Raw genomic sequence first — 19,214 nt, 5'->3', positions numbered from 1 at the left:
GAAATTCCCAATTCATCGTAGTAAACCGGCATAGTTTCGTATTTCCAGCAGTTCCAAATTCGTCAATACGTCGGCATTTGCGAAAAAAGCCCGACCTCCATGGGAGATCGGGCTTATAGGGCTCAGTTAAACCAAACCTACACGGTCAAATGACCCGCAGGTTACATCTGCTCGGGCGCGGAAACGCCAACGAGGGTGAGCACCAGGGCGAGCGTCACGCGGACGGCATCGCAAGCGGCCAGACGGGCACGCGAAAGTTCGGGGTCGACGGGACGGCCCTCGCTCGGCAGCACCTGGCAGGCAGCGTAGAAGCTGTGGAAGTCACCGGCGAGCTCCTCGGCAAAGTGCGTCAGACGGAACGGGGCGCGATCGCGAGCGCAGCTGGCGATCAGGTCGGTAAGCTCATTGAGCTTGCGCGAAAGGGCGAGCTCGGTCGGGTCGGTCAGCAGCGAGTAATCGACGTTCTCACCGATGGCCTTGGCGGCAACGGCCTTCATGCCCATCTCGTCGGCCTGCTCAGGCGTTACGTCAGCGGCACGGCGCAGGATGGAGCAGACGCGAGCGTGAGCGTACTGCACGTAATAGACCGGGTTGGAGTTGTCGCGCTTCTTAACGGCCTCAATGTCGAAGTCGACCATCTGGTTGGAGCTCTTGGAGATGAGCGTGTAGCGAGCGGCATCGGAGCCGACCTCGTCGACGAGCTCCTGCAGGGTCACCATGGTGCCCTTGCGCTTGGACATACGGACGGGCTTGCCGTTACGCAGCAGGTTGACGAGCTGGCCCAGTAGAACCTCGAACTTGCCGGGGTAACCCAGAGCGTCGCAGACGCAGCGGACGCGCTCGATGTAACCGTGGTGGTCGGCGCCCCAGATGTCGATGACGTGATCGACGCGCTGGAACTTATCCCAGTGATAGGCGACGTCGGAGGCGAAGTAGGTGTACTCGCCGTCGGACTTGATCAGGACGCGGTCCTTGTCGTCGCCCAGATCGGTGGAGCGGAACCACAGGGCGCCGTCCTTGGTGTAGAGGTAGCCCATCTTGTCGAGCTTCTCAAAAGCGCGGTCGACGGCGGAGGTGCCGGCGGTCTCGCCCTCGGTGTCCTTCACGTACAGCGAGCGCTCGGAGTACCAACGGTCGAAGTCGCAGTTGACGGCGTGGCAGAGGTCGCGCATGTTATCGACCATCTTTACATAGCCGCGCTCGCGGAAGCTCTCCATGCGCTCCTGCGGATCGGCGTCGACCCACTTGTCGCCGTCGGTGCGCCAGAACTCGGCGGCCTCGTCGATGATGTAGTCGCCGCCGTAAGAGTCCTTGCCCAAGGTCTCGGCAAAGTTGTCCTGATACGGATGGGTCTCGGGGTGCTCGTCGTTCTCGTCGGCAACAAAGGCGTCGCGGTCGGCGATCAGCAGCTTGTGAGCCTCGTCGATACCAACGCCCTGCTTGGCGATGATGTCGGCAAGCTGCATATAGCGCGTGCTGATGGAGTTGCCGAAGGTGTTCATCTGAGAGCCGTGGTCATTGATGTAGAACTCACGCTGGATGTCGTAACCGGCGTGGTCCATGACGCGGCAAAGGGAGTCGCCCAGAGCGGCCCAGCGGCCGTGGCCGATGTGCATGGGGCCGACGGGGTTGGCGGAAACGAACTCGACCTGGGTCTTCAGGCCACCACCGACGTTGGACTTAGCGAAGTCCATGCCCTTCTCGCGAGCCTCGCCAAAGATGGCATTCTTGACGGCAACGGAGAGGTAGAAGTTGATGAAACCGGGGCCTGCGATCTCAACCTTCTCGATCGCGGGATCCTCGGGCATATGGGCAACGATGGCCTCGGCGATCTTGCGCGGGGCGCAGTGGGCCAGCTTGGCGGACTTCAGGGCCATGGTAGAGGTCCACTCGCCATGAGAAGTGTCAGCCGGTCGCTCGATAGCGCAATCGTCAAGTTCAAATGCGGAAAGGTCGCCGGCCTCCTGGGCCGCAGCAAGCGCAGCGCGTACCAGCTCTTCAATCTTCTCGGGCATAGATCCTCCTTGTGTTAAAGCCCCCGAGCTCTTGGTCACTCGTAGGGCAAAAGCCAGAGTTTGTAGCACTCTATCACAAGCGAGGGGCACTGTCGCAGGGTAAAGCCAATCGAAATTGCATATGCACAAAATTGACTACAGCTTGTATGGAGTCACTCAAAGATGCCGGTCTGCCTGCAGATTATGCACGCGTTGAAAATGCATAAAGGTGTGAATGAGCTGCGTCTGTTATCGAATACTCTTACCTATCAGAGTTGTGTGCTTTTCCTGCATAAAGCGAGGATTTGCGCACGTCAGCGTGTTATTCTAGACATACGTAAATTCGTATAAGTTGGAGGTAGCATGTTCTCAATCGGTCAACACGTCATTCATCCGGGTCAGGGAGTCTGCACCGTCGTCGGTTTTAGGGACGACACGCCGCAGCCCATGTTGTTGCTCGAGGCCAAGCAGGGGCATGCGCAGACGATCCTTATGTACCCCGTGGCGCAGGCCGACCGTCTGCATGCCGCCATCTCTCAGCAAGATGCCGAGCACCTGCTGAGCCACTATGACGAGCTGGAGTGCGACACCTTTACCGAGCGCAACAGCTCGCTTGAAGAGACACACTTTAAGCAGCAGCTCAAGCTGGGCGCGCCCGAGACGGTCCGCGTGGCAAAGACCATGATGCACCGCATTCGCCAGGCCGAGGAAGCCGATAAAAAGCCCAGCTCTTACTATATGCGTGTACTCAAGGAAGCCAAGCGCCGCTCCATCGAGGAGTTCGCCGTGGCATTGGGCGTCACCGAGGAGGCCGCCGAAGCCCGCCTAGCCCAAGCCGCCCTCAACTAACCCATCCGCGCCAAAAACCACCACAAAGGGGACAGACACCTTTGTGGTGGTTTTTTCGTTCTAGTCGTTCTAGTAGTATTCATTCTTAGCGATACCTGCGAGCACAAGGAGTCTTTTATGGCAGAGCCACTTTCCGCCGGAATCACCCGCGACCGTGCGTTCGAATTGCTCAACGAGCACAATAAGGACCCGTTCCACATCACCCACGGCGAAACGGTCGAGGGCACCATGCGCTACTTTGCGCGCGAGTTCGACCCCGAGAACGAGGGGTTTTGGGGCATCGTCGGTCTGCTGCACGACCTAGATTGGGAGGAGCATGAGGACGACCCCATGAACCACACCATCTATGCGGCCGAGATCCTTGAAGGCGAGGGCGCCTCTCCCGATCTCATTCGCGCCATCCAGACGCACACGTCGGACTTCAACACCTCGCTGCCCAAGCCCGAGCTGCAGATGGAGAAGATCCTGTTTGCCTGCGACGAACTCACCGGCCTGATCGGAGCCGCCGTCGTCATGCGCCCGAGCAAGAGCGTCATGGACTTTACGACCAAGTCGCTCAAGAAGAAGTTCAAGGACAAACGCTTTGCCGCCGGCTGCTCGCGTGACGTGATTACGCAGGGTGCCGAGATGCTGGGCTGGGAGCTCCCCGAGCTCTTTGACCGCACCATCGCGGCCATGCAGTCCTTCGCCCCCGACCGCGACACCTTCCAGGCCTAACCGCCCACGCCACCTATAACCACCGCAAAGGGGACAGGCGCCTTTGTGGTGGTTTTTCGTTTGCAACAGGTTTAGGGACGGACCTGGCCGGTGCCGCGGAGCTTGTATTTGTAGGTGGTGAGGGCCTCGGCGGCAAAGGGGCCACGGGCGTGGAGCTTTTGGGTCGAGATGCCGATCTCGGCGCCCAGGCCAAACTCGCCGCCGTCGGTAAAGCGCGTGCTGGCGTTGGCGTACACGGCCGAGGCATCGACCGCGTCCAGGAAGCGCTCGCAAGCATCCGTGTCCTCGGCAACGATGGCCTCGGAGTGCATCGTGCCGTAGCGGCTGATGTGCGCGATGGCCTCGTCCTCGTTTGCCACGACCTTCACGCTCATCTCGAGCGCCAGATACTCGCGGCCCCAGTCCTCCTCAGTCGCGGCGACGTAGTCATCACCCTCGGCAAGCCCGGCATCGGCGCATGCGGCGCAGGTTGCCTCGTCGCCGTGAATGAACACGCCGTGATCATGCAGCACGGCCACGACCGCAGGCAAAAACGCATCGGCCACAGCACGGTCGACCAGCAGCGACTCGGCGGCATTGCACACGCCTACGCGCTGGGTCTTGGCATTAACGATAATGTTGAGTGCCTTATCAAAGTCGGCGGATTCATGCACGTAGATATGGCAATTGCCCGTGCCCGTCTCGATCACCGGCACAAGCGATTCACGCACGCAGCGCTGGATCAGGCCTGCACCGCCACGCGGAATGAGCACATCGACGATGCCGCGAAGCTTCATGAGCTCGCCGGTTGCCTCGCGGTCGGTAGACTCAATCATCGAGACGGCCTCACGCGGGAAACCCTGCGCCTCGAGGGCATCAGCCAGTAGCTCGGCAATCATGGCACACGAGTGATAGGCCAGCGAGCCGCCGCGCAGAATACAGGCGTTGCCGGTGCGGATGCAGATGCCCGCGGCGTCGGCCGTCACGTTGGGGCGTGCCTCGTAGACCATGGCGACCAGGCCCAACGGCACGCTCACGCGGGTGAGGTCCACGCCGCTTGCGAGCACGCGGTGGTCGAGCACGCGGCCCACAGGATCGGGCAGCTCGGCGAGCTTTTCCAGGCCGGCGGCCATGCCCTCGACGCGCTCGGGCGTCAGCAGCAGACGATCGAGCAGTCCGGCCGAGGTACCCGCATCGCGCGCGGCGGACATATCGAGCTCGTTGGCGGCAACGATGGAGTCGATACCGTTGCGCAGCGCTGCGGCCATGGCGCGCACGGCCTCCTGGCGCTGTTCATCGCTCGCCGTGGCAAGCGAGGCCGACGCTGCCTTGGCGGCAACGGCAAGATCGTGGACATACGTGGCTATATCGACCGACATGGGCGGCCCTTTCTCCTAGAAGTTTGCAACCATGGTAGCCGATTTGCGCATGGCCTCGCCCACGGCGGTAGAATTGGTCAACCCGAAACACCGCAACGAACGGAAGACTCACATGGCCCTCATCACTTCGTACCACGTCCCCGGCCTTTACGTCGAGGACCACAGCATCGACGTCCCCCTCGACTGGCGCGGCCTGGAGCCGATGCTCCTGGCCGTCGGCAGCACCATGCGCCGCGGCGCTATGCCGGCGCCCATCGCCGGCGCGCCCGAGAGCATCAAGCTCTTCTACCGCGTGGTTTGCGCGCCCGACCGCATCAACGACGATCTGCCGCTGCTCCTGTTTTTGCAGGGCGGCCCCGGCGGCGAGAGCCCGCGTCCGCTGTCGCCCACCAGCGATGGCTGGATCGAAGAGGCCGTCAAGCACTTCCGCGTGGTCCTGCCCGACCAGCGCGGCACCGGACGCAGTAGCTGCGTGGACGGACGCACGATTGCCACCTTGGGCGATCGCGCCGAGGCAGCCGGCGCCGATGCGGCCCGCTCGCAGGCGGACTTCCTCAAGCGCCACCTCGCCAGCTCCATCGTGCGCGATTTTGAGTACCTGCGCCTGGTGGGCTTTGGCGGCAAGCCCTGGGTCACACTCGGGCAGAGCTACGGCGGCTTTTTGACGTTGAGCTATCTGTCGCTCTTCCCCGAGGGCGTGGCGGCAAGCTTTACCTGCGGCGGCATCCCCCACGTGCCGGCGAGCGCAAGCGAGGTCTACGCGCACACCTTCCCGCGCATGGCTGCCAAGACACAGCAGTATTACGACCGCTACCCCGCCGACGTCGAGCGCGTGGCGGCTCTTGCCGATGCGCTCGAGGCTCAGAAGCCCGTGCTGCCCGACGGCTCGCCGATGACGGTCGAGCGCCTACAGCTCATGGGCAGCGACTTTGGCATGAAGCCGAGCTTTGAGCGCATGCATTGGATTATCAATCACGCTTTTGTTGACGGCGACGGCACGCTGACCTGCGGCGTCTCGATATCTGACAGCTTTTTGATGCGTGCCTTCGAGCGCACCAACACGCGCACGAATCCGCTGTACTGGACGCTTCAGGAGTTCATCTACGCCGACGGCGACACCATACCCATTCGCTGGGCCGCAGCAGAGGAGAAGGCCCATCGCGCCGAGTTCGACACGCTTACGCGCCCGCTCATGTTTACCGGCGAGGCCATGTTCCCGTGGATGTTTGAGCAGATGCCCGAGCTTAAGCCCTTCAAGCCCGCCATGGACCTGCTGATGGAAGACACCAGCTGGGACAAGATCTATGACCCGCAGCGCCTGGCCTGCAACGAGGTGCCGCTCCAGGCCGCGGTGTACTTCGATGACATGTACGTCGATTCGAGTCTGCAGCTCGACACGCTCAGCCGCGTGGGCAACTCGCACGCCTGGGTAACCAACGAGTTCGAGCACGACGGCCTGCACGGCAGTGTGGTATTCAAGCACCTCTTCGACGAGTCCCTCAACCGCGGAGACCTGCGCCGAATCTTCTAGCAAAGGAGTGTCCCCACCTGCCGGCACAATAGGAACGTCCCCAAGTGCCGGAAAAGGAGAGGCAGCACTGCTGGCAAAACGAGCCGCAGCGCTGCCTCTCTTTATGCAAACACTATCAAGTTGTCCCTATGGATTGCGGGCTTCTCGGCCAGGTCTGCGAGCAGGCGGTTGCTGGCAATCTGGTCCTGGCGGCGGCCGGCGGCGAGCTCCAGCACGTCCGAATCGGCCTCGGCGATACCGCGGGCGACAACCATGCCGCTCGGGTCGCACACGTCGAGCACATCGCCCTCGGCAAACTGGCCATCGACCTCGCGAATACCCACCGCGAGCAGCGACGATCCGCGGCTGACCAGCGCCTTCGCGGCGCCGTCATCAACCGTCACCGAGCCGTGCGCCTTGTCGCCCAGTGCAATCCACAGCTTGCGGGGTGCAATGTCCAGGCGCTCCGCCGGCGGATCGAACAGCGTGCCCACGCTCTCGCCGCGGGCCAAACGCACGAGCGCATCGGGCTCCTCGCCCGAGCAAATCACGCTCTGAATGCCGGCCGTCATGAGAATGCGGCTTGCACGGATCTTGGTGATCATGCCGCCCGTGCCCACCGATGTGGAAGAATCGCCCGCCGAGGCGATGATCTTGGCGTCGATCTTATGCACGACCGGGACGAACTCGGCCGTGGGGTCCTCGTGCGGATTGGCGGTATAGAGGCCATCGATGTCCGAGAGCGTCACGCACAGATCGGCGGAAACCAGACAGCTCACAAGCGCCGCCAGCGTGTCGTTGTCGCCAAACTTGATCTCATCGACGGTGACGGTATCGTTCTCGTTGACGACCGGCACCACACCCAGCTCCACAAGGCGCAGCAGGGCGTCGCGCGCGTGCAGGTAGGACGTGCGGCGCGCCGTGTCGTGGCGCGTGAGCAGCACGAGCGAGGTGAGCAGGTCGCGCGCATGGAACTCCTCGTCATAGGCCGACGAGATGATGCACTGACCAGCCGAGGCGCAGGCCTGCAGGCTCGGCAGGTCACCGACCGGCTTACGGTCGAAGCCCAGCACGGGATAGCCGCAGGCAATGGCGCCCGAGCTCACCACGACCAGGCGCCAGCCAAGCTCGCGCAGCGCTGCGGCCTGATCGGCAAGCCCGCCGATAAAGGCGCGGTTGACCTTGCCGTCGGCGCCCACCACCGTGGACGAACCGATCTTTACCACCATCGTTTTATAAGAAGTCGTCATACGTCAAACCAATCAACTGTTCAGCGAACGGCCGAGCTGGCGGCCAGGGAAGCGTGACTCGCCCCTACCGCCCAAGGAATTAGTGAGCCCAGGGAAAGGCAGAGGCCGCGGCCATGTTCTTACGCACGAGCTCGTCGCGCACCTGAGCCAGGCCCTGCTCCATACCCACCACATAGGTCTGCGGGTACAAGAAGCGCTTGAAAGCTGCGTCCAGATGGTCGAGCGCCCAAGCACAGCGCTCGCGCGCGTCCTGGATGCTCTCACGTGGAGCCACCGCACTGCCATCGCGCACGATCGGCACCAGCAGCTCGCGATACTCAAGTTCGGACACGTCGGTCACCAGGGCGGCATCGTTCACGGCCACAAGGGTATTGCCGCGCGCGGCGCCCTCCCCCGCCAGATGGTCCTCGTCGTAGATCATGTCGCAGACCGGGCCGCCAAAGCCGTCGTAATAACGGCGCACGCGTTGCACACCCGGGATCGTGCGCTTGTATGGCTGCTCAGAGAGCTTGACCACCGGCGTCCATGGATCTGCCTCGCTCGCACGGCGGGCGGAAAGCTTGTACACGCCGCCCAGCGCCGGCTGGTCATAGCAGGTCGCAAGCTTGGTACCCACGCCAAAGCTGTCGATGGGCGCGCCCTGGTCGAGCAGCGACTGAATCGTGTACTCATCCAAATCGTTAGAAACCGAGATCCCCACATAGGGCAGGCCCTCGGCATCAAAACGGCCGCGCACATACTTGGAGAGCTTGGCGAGGTCGCCGGAGTCGATGCGAATGGCCGACAGGCGCTCGCCCACCGCTTCCATCTCCTTGGCAACCGTAATGGCATGTTCACAGCCCTCGCGCACGTCATAGGTGTCGATGAGCAGCGTACAGTTCTTGGGGCTCGACTTGGCAAAGGCGCGGAAGGCCTCGAGCTCGGAATCGAAGCTCATCACCCAGCTGTGCGCATGCGTGCCAAAGACGGGAATACCGTAGCGGCGGCCGGCGAGCACATTGGACGTAGAGGAGCAGCCGGCAACGTAGCTCGCGCGCGCGACGGCCAAGCCGCCATCGGGACCCTGAGCGCGGCGCAGGCCAAACTCGGCAACGGGACGGCCGTCCGCCGCCAGCACCACGCGCGCCGTCTTGGTGGCGACAAGCGTCTGGAACCCAACGATGTTGAGCAGCGCCGTCTCAAGCAGCTGGCACTCCAGCGCGGGGCCGGTGACGCGAACCATGGGCTCGCGCGGAAAGACGAGCTCGCCCTCGGGCACGGCGTCGATGTTTACATGCGCACGAAAATCGCGCAGGTAGTCGAGGAATCCAGGCTTGAACATCGCGCCGCCGGCCGGGGCCTGGAGCGAGGCGAGGTAGTCGATGTCCTCGGGCGTAAAGCGCAGATTCTCGACCAGCTCGGGCAGTTCGGCGGTGCCGCACATGACGGCATAGGCGCTGCCAAAAGGATGGTCGCGGTAAAACGCGGTAAAACAACCCTGCTCATTGGCCTTGCCGCTCTCCCACAGGCCCTGGGCCATAGTGAGCTCGTACAGATCGGTGAGCATTGCAATGTCGGTGGGATGCGAGATGTCGGTCAAAGCCATGGGGCGACCTTTCGGATGCGTTGTGCAGAGGTTGAGGGTTGGAAAAGGGCAGAGTGTTCGGGCATGGCACCCAACGCGAATGGGCTAGAGCAGGCCCATGCTGGTCAGGATCGTGTAGCCCATAAAGATGACAAACGCGATGAGGGCAAGGACAATGATGATTTTTTGAGCCGGCGCCATGCCAGGGATCTCGTTCTCGCCCGTAGGCTCCTTGGAGGTAACCATGCGCTGGGCAAAGGTCATCTCGTCACGGCTCGGCTTGGGCTCGACGGACTTGGAACGAGCGACCTTTTTAGGCTGAGGTTTAGGTGCGGTGGGCGCGGGCTTCGCGGCGGCGGGCTTGGGCGCGGGGGCGACGTTCGCGGCGGCCTCCTCGGCCTTCGCACGCTCGGCACGCAGGGCGGCCAGCTCCTCACGCTCGCGGCGTGCCTCTTCCTGGGCCTCGCGACGAGCTTTCTCGGCGCGGAGCTCTTCCAACTCGGCGCGTTCCTCGGCAGACAGTGGTTGGGACTCAAGCTTGGCCATGGTACAGCCCTTCCTTTTAAAAAAAGCCGCCGACACAATGTCAGCGGCTTATCAAATCCAAGGGTGGAGACGAAGGGAGTCGAACCCTCGGCCTCTGCCATGCGACGGCAGCGCTCTCCCAACTGAGCTACGTCCCCAAGACAAGTTGATATTTTACCTACGGCTCGCCAACTGTCAACGCCCAATACCCAGTCTTTTTGGGACGCGGCTATTTTGACAACTTTTCGAGCAGGCGATCCTCTCGATGATTTTTTAATCCCCGTCCCAGAAAAATCATCGGCGAGCGCACTACTTTGCGCTGGTGAGGACGCCGGTGGTGTCGAACGCCGGGGTAAAGCTCTCGTCTACCGCTCCGCCTTCTTGCCAAAACATCGTCGTAAAGCCCAGGTCGTCGGCATGGTCGAGCACCTGCTCGTACTCCTCGCGCGTCACGGCGCGCGCCAGGTCGCCGCCTTGTTCGCGCATGAGGGCATTGGGCGTGTACTGGTTCATGACCGAGATCGGCACGTCGCCCACCGTCTGCCACACCAGGTCCAACACGCGGCACGAATCGTCCGCATGCCCCGGCAGCACCAGATGACGCACGATTATGCCGCGCCTCATGAGCCCGTCCTCGTCTACCAGCTCTCCCCCGCGGCGCTCAATCTCGCGCGCCATCTGGGCCAGACCCGACACGGCCACGCGCGGGTAGTCCTTAATATGAGAAAGCGACTGCGCAAGCCCGGCATCGGCATATTTAAAGTCCGTAAGCCACACGTCGACCAGGTCGCCCAGCGCTGCCACGGCACTCGCGCGCTCGTAACCACTCGTGTTGTAGACAATTGGGATGACCAACCCGCGCGTCCGTGCCGCGGCAATCGCGGCAGGCAACAGGTGCGCATAGTGCGTCGCCGTCACCAGGTTGATGTTATTGGCGCCCTGGTCCTGCAGCTCCAGCATAATCTCGACCAAACGCTCGGGCGAAATCTCAAGACCGAAATTGCCCGTCGAGATCTCGTGGTTTTGGCAGTAGATACATTTGAGCGAACAGCCGCTAAAGAAAATCGTACCCGAGCCGGCCTCGCCCGAAATGGACGGCTCCTCCCACATATGGAGCGCCGCGCGGGCGACCTTAAGCGTGTTGTCGGCGCCGCACACGCCACGCGCGCCCTCGTCGCGCGCCGCACCGCAACGGCGCGGACACAAATGGCAGGCGGGCGAAAAAAGTTCGGTCAACGGCGTCGGCATAAAAACATGCTCCAAAACAATGATTCAGCAGCTCAAACGTAAAGGGACCAACCGCACAGACGGCTCGAGCCCAAGGCGCCGTAATCGTCCGACACGATTTTTATAATGTCAAGACTGGAATCGACAAAGTGCCGCTTTATGATGTAGGTATTCCGCCCCCCGCGGAGCAACTGGGTGAACCGTCGCGTTTATTTAGGGAGCCCACACAGTCGTACCTAGTACAGGTATCCTTCGTTGTTAAGGACGCTGGAACAGTCGATGAGGGCACCCACCTGTTTTAGGTGGGTTCATTTTCGTAACGTGGGGGGTGGTTTTCATTTGCCGAAAACCACCGTTACAGCCCATATGGATCCCCGCCGGTATCCCGACAAGCCATCGACAACATCCCAATATCTGGTAAGCGCGTGATTATCGCTGCATGCAATTCCATGCACCCCCCGTGGTCGAGTATCATGGTTCGGCTATGCCCTTTGCGCATGGCGTTCTTCTGACCTTTTCCTTCGACGCTTGGCGGTTTTTAGATTCATGGCTTCATCCCCGAGCTACATACCGTACCTATGCGTGGCAGCGGCGGCCTTTATCACGACCTTCCTCATGGTGCCCCTGGTCAAGCGCTTGGCAATTAAGCTCGACGCCGTCGACTATCCTTCCAAGCGCCGCATCAACACCAAGCCCATCCCGCGTTTGGGCGGAACGGCGGTGTTTTTGGGCCTGGTCGTTGCTTGCATTGTGCAAATCCTAGGCACCTGGCACCTAGGCTGGCCGCCCGTTTTGGTGCCCCACCCCCGTCTGCACATCAGCTACCCCATACTTGCGCTTTCTTTTACCGTCATCTTTGCGACCGGCGCTATCGACGACGTCTTCCAGCTCAAGCCCAAGCAAAAGCTAGCCGGACAGGTCCTCGCCGCGCTTATCGCCTGTATCGGCGGCCTGCGGATCGGCGTCATCGTCAACCCGTTTGCCCCCGGCGAGATCATGCTCGGATGGCTCGCCTACCCCATCACCGTGATCTATCTGGTGGCATTCACCAACATCATTAACCTCATCGACGGCCTCGACGGCTTGGCCACGGGCATCTGCGGCATCGCGTCGTTCACCATGTTTTCGATGGCCGTTCTCTCGGGCCGCATCGACGCCGCCGCGCTCTCCATTGCGCTCTTTGGCGCTTGCCTGGCCTTTTTGCGCTACAACTTCAACCCCGCAAGCATCTTCTTGGGCGACTCGGGGTCGTTGCTTCTGGGCTTTGCACTGGGCTCCATCTCGCTGCTCAACGTGAGCCGCACCGCCGCGCTCACCTCGCTTATCATCCCGCTCATCGTTGCCGGCGTGCCCATCATCGACACGTTTAGCGCCATCGTGCGCCGCAAGCGCGCCCACATTAGCATCGGGCAGGCCGACAAGGGCCACATCCACCACCGCCTGATCCAAGAGGGCTACAACCAAAAGCAGGCAGTGCTCCTCATCTACGCCTGGTGCATCATGCTTTCGGCCGGCGCCGCCGCGATTAACCAGGTCGAGGTGCCCATGCGCGTGCTCATCTTTACCGTACTCGCCATTGGCTCGGCGGCCTTTGCCAAGCACCTGCACCTGTTTGAGCCCGTGCTGCGCCACCATTACAACAAGCGCACGCACGAGGACGAGCTCGTCACCCCCGACGATCCCGCCTTTAAGCAGGAGGAGCAGGCGGCAGAAGAACGCAGGGAGGAGCGCCACCACAGGCGCTAGGGTAAGCTGCCGAGGCTGCGCCCAGGCGCCGCCGGCCAAACGCGCAGCCACGCCGCGCCCATCGCACATGCCGCCGCTCTCCCGCCCCTCGCGTACTTACGCCCCGACCCTCCAATAAACGCGTTATCATCTTGACCCATGAACATACGTTAGGAGCAATCATGCCAAACGAGAACAGCTACGAAGTCGCGCTGCAAAAGAGCAACGCCATTCGCGAGGGCCTGGCCAAAACGCCCGAGAAGTTCACCATGCTCACCGGCGACCGCCCCACCGGCCGTCTGCACCTGGGTCACTACTTCGGCACCCTCAAGGGCCGTGTTGAGCTGCAGAACATGGGCGCCAAGACCAACGTGCTCATCGCCGACTACCAAGTCATCACTGACCGCGATACGACCGAGCACATCCAGGACAACGTGTACAACATGGTCATGGACTACCTTGCCTGCGGCATCGACCCCGACAAGACCATGATCTACGCGCACTCCGCCGTACCCGCCGCAAACCAGCTCATGCTGCCGTTCCTGTCGCTGGTCTCCGAGGCCGAGCTGGCGCGCAACCCCACGGTCAAGGCCGAGATGGAGGCCTCGGGCCACGAGCTCACCGGCCTTCTGCTCACCTACCCGGTGCACCAGGCCTGCGACATCCTGTTCTGCAAGGGCAATGTGGTGCCCGTCGGTCGCGACCAGCTGCCGCACATCGAGCTCACCCGCACCATCGCCCGCCGCTTTAACAACCGTTACGGCAAGGTGTTCCCCGAGGTCGACGCACTGCTGTCCGAGACCCCGCTGCTGCCGGGCCTGGACGGGCGCAAGATGAGCAAGAGCTACGGCAACGCCATTAACATCTCGATGACCGCCGAGGAGACGGCCAAGCGCATCAAGAAGAGCCAGACCGACTCCGAGCGCATGATCACGTTCGATCCCGAGAATCGCCCCGGCGTGTCCGGCCTGCTTTCAACCGCCGCCATCTGCACCGGCCGTTCCGAGGTCGAGATTGCCGAGGAGATTGGCATGGGCGGCTCCGGCCAGCTCAAGAAGTACGTGACCGAGGCCGTCAACGAGTACTTCGCGCCGATCCGCGAGCGTCGTCAGCGCTATGAGAACGATCTGGACTATGTGAAGGACGTGCTGCACGAGGGCAACCGTCGCGCCAACGAGATTGCCGAGCAGACCCTGGCCGAGGTTCAGGACGCCATGGGCATGGTGTACTAGGCAAAGCGCCTTCGCACAACATAGACGGTGAGGCTGAATCCTCACCGAAACAGGAACAGGCCCGCTGGCAGATAGTTGCCAGCGGGCCTGTTCCCGAAGTACACCGTTGAATCGCACAGAGGGGAGGAATGCGAATCAAACTCAACAGGGCAGGCTTTTTCATCGCCTATTGCCTGCTCCGTTGCTGAAAACAATATAGTTCACCGTGGTTTACTTTGCTGCGACAAACCGCGCCGCCATACCTTCTCCATAAGTTAACCTCGGTAAACCTGCCAAAACCACCACAAAGGGGATAGGCACCTTTGTGGTGGTTTAAGCCACGGCAGAGCCGCTAGAGCCCTGCAGGCCAGCGACAGGCGGCCAGATCGACGTGCATGTCGTCCTTAAACGCCACACCCTCCCCCAGCAGGAGCTCACGCTGAGCATCGGGGCCGCCAAAGGCAAAGCCCTCACAGATACGGCCGTCGGCAAACACCACACGATGACAGGGAATCTGGCCAGGACGCGGATTGCTGTGCAGCGCATAGCCCACATAGCGCGCGCTTCGTGGACGACCGGCGAGCAGCGCCACCTGGCCGTACGTGGCGACCATCCCTTCGGGGATCTGCTCGACCACCTCGTACACCCGCTCAAAAAAGCCCTCAGACGCCATTGTTCGCTCCCTTCCACCCGGAATAGCATAAACCACCACAAAGGTGCCTGTCCCCTTTGCGGTGGTTTTGGCAGGTGGGCTAGTTAACAGGCTGGAAGAAGGCTACGGCTACGGCGCCGGGGCCTACATGGGTGCCGATGGTGGCGCCGATGGTGTGAACGGGCAGTTCGCCCTCGGTGTGGCCAGCCCACAGTGCCGCGCTGTCCTCGATATACTTCTTGAGCACCGCATCCGAAAGGCCCGTATAGCCGAGCGCCAGCGGCATGGAAAAGTCGATGCCGCCTGCCTTTTCGACCTTCTGGTTGAGCAGGTTACGGCCGTTCTTGGAACCGCGCGCCTTGCCCAGCTGCACGATCAGACCGTCCTCGGCAGCCACGACCGGCTTCACGTTGAGCAGCGTGCCCACAGCGCCCGCCGCAGCAGACAAGCGGCCGCCGCGCACCAGGTACTCCAGCGTCTCGAGCAGGCCGATGACGACCACGCGGTCGCGCACGGCCTCGACAGCATCCGCGATCTCAGCCGCGCCGCGGCCCTCGTCCACCAAGCGCAGGGCATACTCGACCAGCACGCGCTCGCCCAGGGTAACGTTATTGCTATCCACCACGTACACATCGCCGCCCGGGGCCTCGGCAAGTGCGGTGCGGGCACTCTGATTGGTGCCCGAAAGCTTAGCGCCCACGGTAATAATCACAGCCTCATCGCCGGCCTCACGCGCCTCGGCAATCGCCTGCGAAAACGCGTACGGGTTGACCTGGCCGGTCTTGGGCAGCTCATCGCGCTCCACGAGCATCTCGTAAAAGCGCTGGTGATCGATGTCGACGCCATCCATGTACACATCGGTGCCAAAGGTGACGGACAGCGGCAGAACATGCAGAGCGGGGTGCTCAGCCGGCGACATATCGCTTGCGGAATCGGTAATAATGCGGACGGACATAACGAATCCTTTCTTGCGCAGGTCCCGCGCGGGGAATTTTGACAGCAATGCCCCGGCACGGCATACGCGCTCAAACGGGACTATGCAGTTTTTAATGGGAAGCAAATGCCTTGGCGGCCTTAGATCTCACGCAGGGTGTTGAGAATCGTACGCAGCGACGCATACATCTGCTCGCGCTGCTCCACACCCATAGCCTTACCGGTGGTGTCGAGCACCTCGCGAATGATGCGGTCCGCCTCGCTCATGCTCTCGCCGCCCAGAGCGGTCAGGCGCACCGGGGCACGATACTTAACGGCCGCATCACCCGAGTCGTCGACCTCGACGTAGCCGCCCTCCTCCAGATGCGCGAGCGTGCGCGAGACGGCGGCACGGGTCACGCCTGCCATGCGAGCCAGGTCAGCGCCAGTCAGGCCGTCCTTGCTGCGCTCAAGATAGTACAAGCACATAACGTCGGAGCCCTTGAGGCCCAGCCTTGCGCCCTCGGATGTCTTAATGCGCTGGATCTCCTTGTAGAGCCCGCTGATCAGTCCGACAAAGTCCTCGAAACGTGTCTCGTCGTTCTGCTGCATGGGAGACGACCGCCTTTCGCTTACATGATGCTAACGGGTAAACATCTTAGCCGCACGAGGCAACACCCATACCCAAATATCCCATTTGTTAACCCATCAACATAAAAACCACCACAAAGGGGACAGGCACCTTTGTAGTGGTTTTGACCGGCGAACATGATCCGCAGGCGTCGTTACAGTTCCACGCAGGGATTGTCGCGGGTCACAAGCGTCTTAACGACAACCGTCGCTCCCAGATAGCGCTCGAGCAACTCGGCGAGACGATCAACGGCAGCCTGGCAATCCCCCATCCGCTCGGGCTCCACGCACTCAATCGCCAGGAATGCATCGGCCGAATCGTCGGACAGCGCCGTGCGAACGCCATCGCGCCAGTTCCAGCAGCGGCATACGGCGCCCGCATCATCGATGTAGGCGAGCTCGCCGGGCAGCGTCGGGTCATCCGTTTCCTCGCCAAGTGGCAGGAACGCATCGCCGCCGTCAGTCACCTTCAAGCAAAGATCCCCCTCAATCGCATGCAGGTCCTCGCCGCCAACGGGCAGCGCGTAGGTCAGCGACACCGTGTTGTAGATGTCCACCGCGGGCGTAATGTGGCCCACCGGTTTGCCCTTGAGCACGCGCTTGAGCAGGTTCTCAATTGAGCAACGCGCGCCCTTTTTGGTCTTGAACAGCCGATAAGCCTCGCGCCATGCCTTGACCGGTGCGTTCTCGCTGATAGTATCGCTGGTCAGATGACGCTCCGCGTCGATATTGGCGCGGTCGAGCAACGCCGCAATCGCATCCACGTCCTCTTGAGGAATCTGAGCCGCGGGCTTCATGCCCTTTACGACCACAACACCGACAGCCGCCTGCGGAAATAGCTCCCAAAACGAATCCTCGGCAATAAAGCTCTTCATGTGCTCTCCCTTCATCGTGCGCGCCCGAGCGAGGGCGCCTAAACAAAAAGCGCCCTTACGACGGCCACCTTCAAAGTCCTACGGTGCCGCCACAAGAGCGCTTACGCTGCCCCCATCCGGAGAAGGGGGCAATATGTCAGGCGTATTGTAACCCGAGTCATCCGCGCGAGTAAAACCACCACAAAGGTGCCCGTCCCCTTTATGGTGGTTTTGGGTCTGAAGCAACGCTAGTGTCGGAGTCCCAGCAGGCCGCGGCCGCGATGACGGGCGTCGGCGTGCACCTGAGCGTGCGGACCGGCGGCCTTCACGGACTCGGGCAGGTGCGAGTACTTCTTCTCGAAGTTCTCCTCGAACATCACGGCCAAGTTGTGCGCCGCCTCGTCGTAGCGCGCGGTGCTCTGCCAGTACTGGCGCGGCACCAGGATGCCGTCGGGCACGCCGTGGCACGTGGTGGGAATGTCGACGTTAAAGATATCGTCATGCACGAATTCGCTGTCCTCGATGGTACCGTCGAGGGCGCGGGCCACCAGGGCGCGCGTGTAGGCAAGCTCGATGCGATGGCCCACGCCGTAGCCGCCGCCGATCCAGCCGGTGTTGACCAGGTACACACGCGTGCGGCCGTCGGCGATGCGCTCACCGAGCATCTTGGCATAGACCATGGGGTCGAGCGGCATAAACGGCTCGCCAAACAGCGAAGAGAACGTGGGCGTGGGCTCGGTGACGCCGACCTCGGTGCCGGGGATCTTGGCCGTAAAGCCCGTCACGAAGTGGTACATGGCGGCATCGGCCGTCAGGCGTGAGATGGGCGGCAGCACGCCAAAGGCATCGCAGGTCAGGAACAGCACGACGCTTGGAGTGGTGCCCATGCCCTTGGTCCACGCGTTGGGAATGTGCTCCACAGGGTATGCCACGCGCGTGTTGTGCGTGATCGAGATGTCGTCGTAGTTGGGCTTGCGGTTCTCGTCGAGCACCACGTTTTCGCAGATCGCGCCAAAGCGGACAGCGTTGAAGATCTCGGGCTCGTGGAAGGCGTCCAGGCCCTCGCATTTGGCGTAGCAGCCACCCTCGATGTTAAAGATGCCCATGTCAGACCAGCCGTGCTCGTCGTCGCCGATCAACAGGCGCGTGGGATTGGCCGAAAGCGTGGTCTTGCCGGTGCCGGACAGGCCAAAGAACACGGCGGTCTCGTGCGTGACGGGATCCATACTGGCCGAGCAGTGCATGGGCAGCACGTCGTCCTCGACGGGCAGCAGGTAATTCATGACGCTGAAAATGGACTTTTTGATCTCGCCGGAGTAGCCGGTGCCGGCGACCAGAATCACGCGCTCCTGGAAGTTAATGACCACGGCGGCGCTGGAGTTGAGGCCCTTGATGGCGGGATCGCACTGGTAGCCCGGCGCGGCGAGCACACAGAAGTCCGGCTCGCCGGTGCGTGCGATTTCACGGGCAAGCGGGCGGGCGAGCATCTGCTTAATAAAGAGCGCCTGGCTGGCACGCTCGCAGGCGACAAGCAGACGACGCGTATGGTTGCGGTCGGCACCGGCCATACCGCGAGTGACGAACACGTCGCGCTCGTTGAGATAGTCGACGATGCCGGCCTTGATGGCCTCGTAGCTCTCGACAGATAGCGGGCGGTTGACGGCACCCCAGGCAATCTTGTCGTGAACATCGGGGGTGTCAACGATAAAGCGGTCATTAGGCGAGCGGCCAGTGCGCTCCCCCGTCTCGATCACCAGCGCGCCGTTGGAGGCCATACGACCTTCGTTGCGACGGATGGCGTGCTCGACGAGCTCGGCTGCCGGCAGGTCGACCAGCAGGCGGGGCTGGTTCTCGGCAGGATCTTCGACCAGCGTAATGCCAAAGTTGGACAGAACTTCTGCAGGGGTAATACCTGGCATGGGGCCTCCTTTAAAAGCGCGACACGTGGACGCGGCGCGCACTTTACTCACGTAAAGCCCGTTGTACCCGATATGCAAAAACGTTTTTGCGGCAACGACGAAGCGCCCGCCCAACGGTCAAAAATCGCACGCAAGCGGCCTAGTTATTGGGGGCGTTCTTAAACGACTAGTCGTTGGGGACACTCTTGAACAGGCAGCAGCCAAGGAGTGTCCCTAGATGCCGGCACTCGGGGACGTTCCTAAAGTGCCGGCACATAAGGAACGTCCCAAGTGCCGACTACTGAATGGCACCGCCGAAATTATTGAACAACCTGCTC

16 protein-coding genes and 1 tRNA gene are annotated in these 19,214 nt (G+C 61.9%); 5 read left to right on the top strand and 12 right to left on the bottom strand.

The annotated features are described in order from the left end of the window. Positions 1 to 161: 161 nt before the first annotated feature. Positions 162 to 2,015, bottom strand: coding sequence for an arginine--tRNA ligase (argS, locus tag DW645_RS05500; RefSeq protein ID WP_117786947.1), 1,854 nt, complete (start codon positions 2,013 to 2,015; stop codon positions 162 to 164). 342 nt (positions 2,016 to 2,357) lie between these two features. Between argS and DW645_RS05495 the strand changes: the two genes are divergently transcribed. Together DW645_RS05495 and DW645_RS05490 are read left to right on the top strand one after the other, a co-directional pair. Further along, positions 2,358 to 2,843, top strand: coding sequence for a CarD family transcriptional regulator (locus DW645_RS05495; protein WP_089572030.1), 486 nt, complete (start codon positions 2,358 to 2,360; stop codon positions 2,841 to 2,843). Between the two features lie 117 nt (positions 2,844 to 2,960). Continuing rightward, positions 2,961 to 3,560, top strand: a complete 600-nt coding sequence (locus tag DW645_RS05490) for an HD domain-containing protein (protein WP_118226718.1) — start codon at positions 2,961 to 2,963, stop codon at positions 3,558 to 3,560. A gap of 71 nt (positions 3,561 to 3,631) precedes the next feature. Here DW645_RS05490 and DW645_RS05485 read toward each other — a convergent pair whose 3' ends face one another. Further along, the gene (locus DW645_RS05485) at positions 3,632 to 4,918 is read right to left on the bottom strand and encodes a glutamate-5-semialdehyde dehydrogenase (protein ID WP_118226716.1); all 1,287 of its coding nucleotides are present in this window, start codon (positions 4,916 to 4,918) and stop codon (positions 3,632 to 3,634) included. A 112-nt stretch (positions 4,919 to 5,030) separates the two neighbouring features. Between DW645_RS05485 and DW645_RS05480 the strand changes: the two genes are divergently transcribed. Continuing rightward, positions 5,031 to 6,449, top strand: coding sequence for an alpha/beta fold hydrolase (locus DW645_RS05480; RefSeq protein ID WP_118226714.1), 1,419 nt, complete (start codon positions 5,031 to 5,033; stop codon positions 6,447 to 6,449). A gap of 101 nt (positions 6,450 to 6,550) precedes the next feature. Here the strand turns inward: DW645_RS05480 and proB are convergent, their stop codons facing one another. The 5 genes from proB to DW645_RS05455 form a co-directional block, all read right to left on the bottom strand. After that, positions 6,551 to 7,678, bottom strand: coding sequence for a glutamate 5-kinase (gene proB / locus DW645_RS05475; protein ID WP_118094627.1), 1,128 nt, complete (start codon positions 7,676 to 7,678; stop codon positions 6,551 to 6,553). A 79-nt stretch (positions 7,679 to 7,757) separates the two neighbouring features. Then, the gene (locus DW645_RS05470; protein WP_117583751.1) at positions 7,758 to 9,263 is read right to left on the bottom strand and encodes a nicotinate phosphoribosyltransferase; all 1,506 of its coding nucleotides are present in this window, start codon (positions 9,261 to 9,263) and stop codon (positions 7,758 to 7,760) included. A gap of 84 nt (positions 9,264 to 9,347) precedes the next feature. Continuing rightward, positions 9,348 to 9,788 (bottom strand): hypothetical protein, encoded by a 441-nt coding sequence (locus DW645_RS05465; RefSeq protein WP_117635034.1) that lies wholly within the window; start codon positions 9,786 to 9,788, stop codon positions 9,348 to 9,350. Between the two features lie 64 nt (positions 9,789 to 9,852). Beyond that, positions 9,853 to 9,925, bottom strand: a tRNA-Ala gene (locus DW645_RS05460). Between the two features lie 151 nt (positions 9,926 to 10,076). Further along, a complete protein-coding gene (locus tag DW645_RS05455; RefSeq protein WP_118226712.1) occupies positions 10,077 to 11,015 on the bottom strand; it encodes a radical SAM protein in 939 nt (312 codons plus the stop codon). Between the two features lie 525 nt (positions 11,016 to 11,540). Here DW645_RS05455 and DW645_RS05450 point away from each other — a divergent pair. Further along, positions 11,541 to 12,740, top strand: coding sequence for an MraY family glycosyltransferase (locus DW645_RS05450; RefSeq protein ID WP_118226710.1), 1,200 nt, complete (start codon positions 11,541 to 11,543; stop codon positions 12,738 to 12,740). Between the two features lie 161 nt (positions 12,741 to 12,901). After that, positions 12,902 to 13,951 (top strand): tryptophan--tRNA ligase, encoded by a 1,050-nt coding sequence (gene trpS, locus DW645_RS05445; protein WP_089572045.1) that lies wholly within the window; start codon positions 12,902 to 12,904, stop codon positions 13,949 to 13,951. Positions 13,952 to 14,282: 331 nt separating this feature from the next. On the opposite strand, the gene DW645_RS05440 is transcribed toward trpS, so the two are convergent. From DW645_RS05440 to pckA, 5 genes are all read right to left on the bottom strand, one after another. Next, positions 14,283 to 14,603 carry an MGMT family protein gene (locus DW645_RS05440; RefSeq protein ID WP_118065061.1) on the bottom strand — a complete coding sequence of 107 codons (321 nt, stop codon included), beginning with the start codon at positions 14,601 to 14,603 and terminating at the stop codon, positions 14,283 to 14,285. Between the two features lie 79 nt (positions 14,604 to 14,682). Next, positions 14,683 to 15,537 carry a DegV family protein gene (locus DW645_RS05435; RefSeq protein ID WP_117648374.1) on the bottom strand — a complete coding sequence of 285 codons (855 nt, stop codon included), beginning with the start codon at positions 15,535 to 15,537 and terminating at the stop codon, positions 14,683 to 14,685. Between the two features lie 119 nt (positions 15,538 to 15,656). Next, positions 15,657 to 16,106, bottom strand: a complete 450-nt coding sequence (locus DW645_RS05430; protein ID WP_022093866.1) for a MarR family winged helix-turn-helix transcriptional regulator — start codon at positions 16,104 to 16,106, stop codon at positions 15,657 to 15,659. A 173-nt stretch (positions 16,107 to 16,279) separates the two neighbouring features. After that, positions 16,280 to 16,999 (bottom strand): B3/4 domain-containing protein, encoded by a 720-nt coding sequence (locus tag DW645_RS05425; protein WP_118226708.1) that lies wholly within the window; start codon positions 16,997 to 16,999, stop codon positions 16,280 to 16,282. Between the two features lie 227 nt (positions 17,000 to 17,226). After that, positions 17,227 to 18,897 (bottom strand): phosphoenolpyruvate carboxykinase (ATP), encoded by a 1,671-nt coding sequence (gene pckA, locus DW645_RS05420; RefSeq protein ID WP_199408627.1) that lies wholly within the window; start codon positions 18,895 to 18,897, stop codon positions 17,227 to 17,229. Positions 18,898 to 19,214: the final 317 nt, after the last annotated feature.

It is taken from the genome of Collinsella sp. AM23-17, assembly GCF_003470945.1.
Classification (GTDB): domain Bacteria; phylum Actinomycetota; class Coriobacteriia; order Coriobacteriales; family Coriobacteriaceae; genus Collinsella; species Collinsella aerofaciens_O.
The sequence above is the reverse complement of the archived record's forward strand: the minus strand, read 5'-3'. Positions and strand labels throughout refer to the sequence as shown.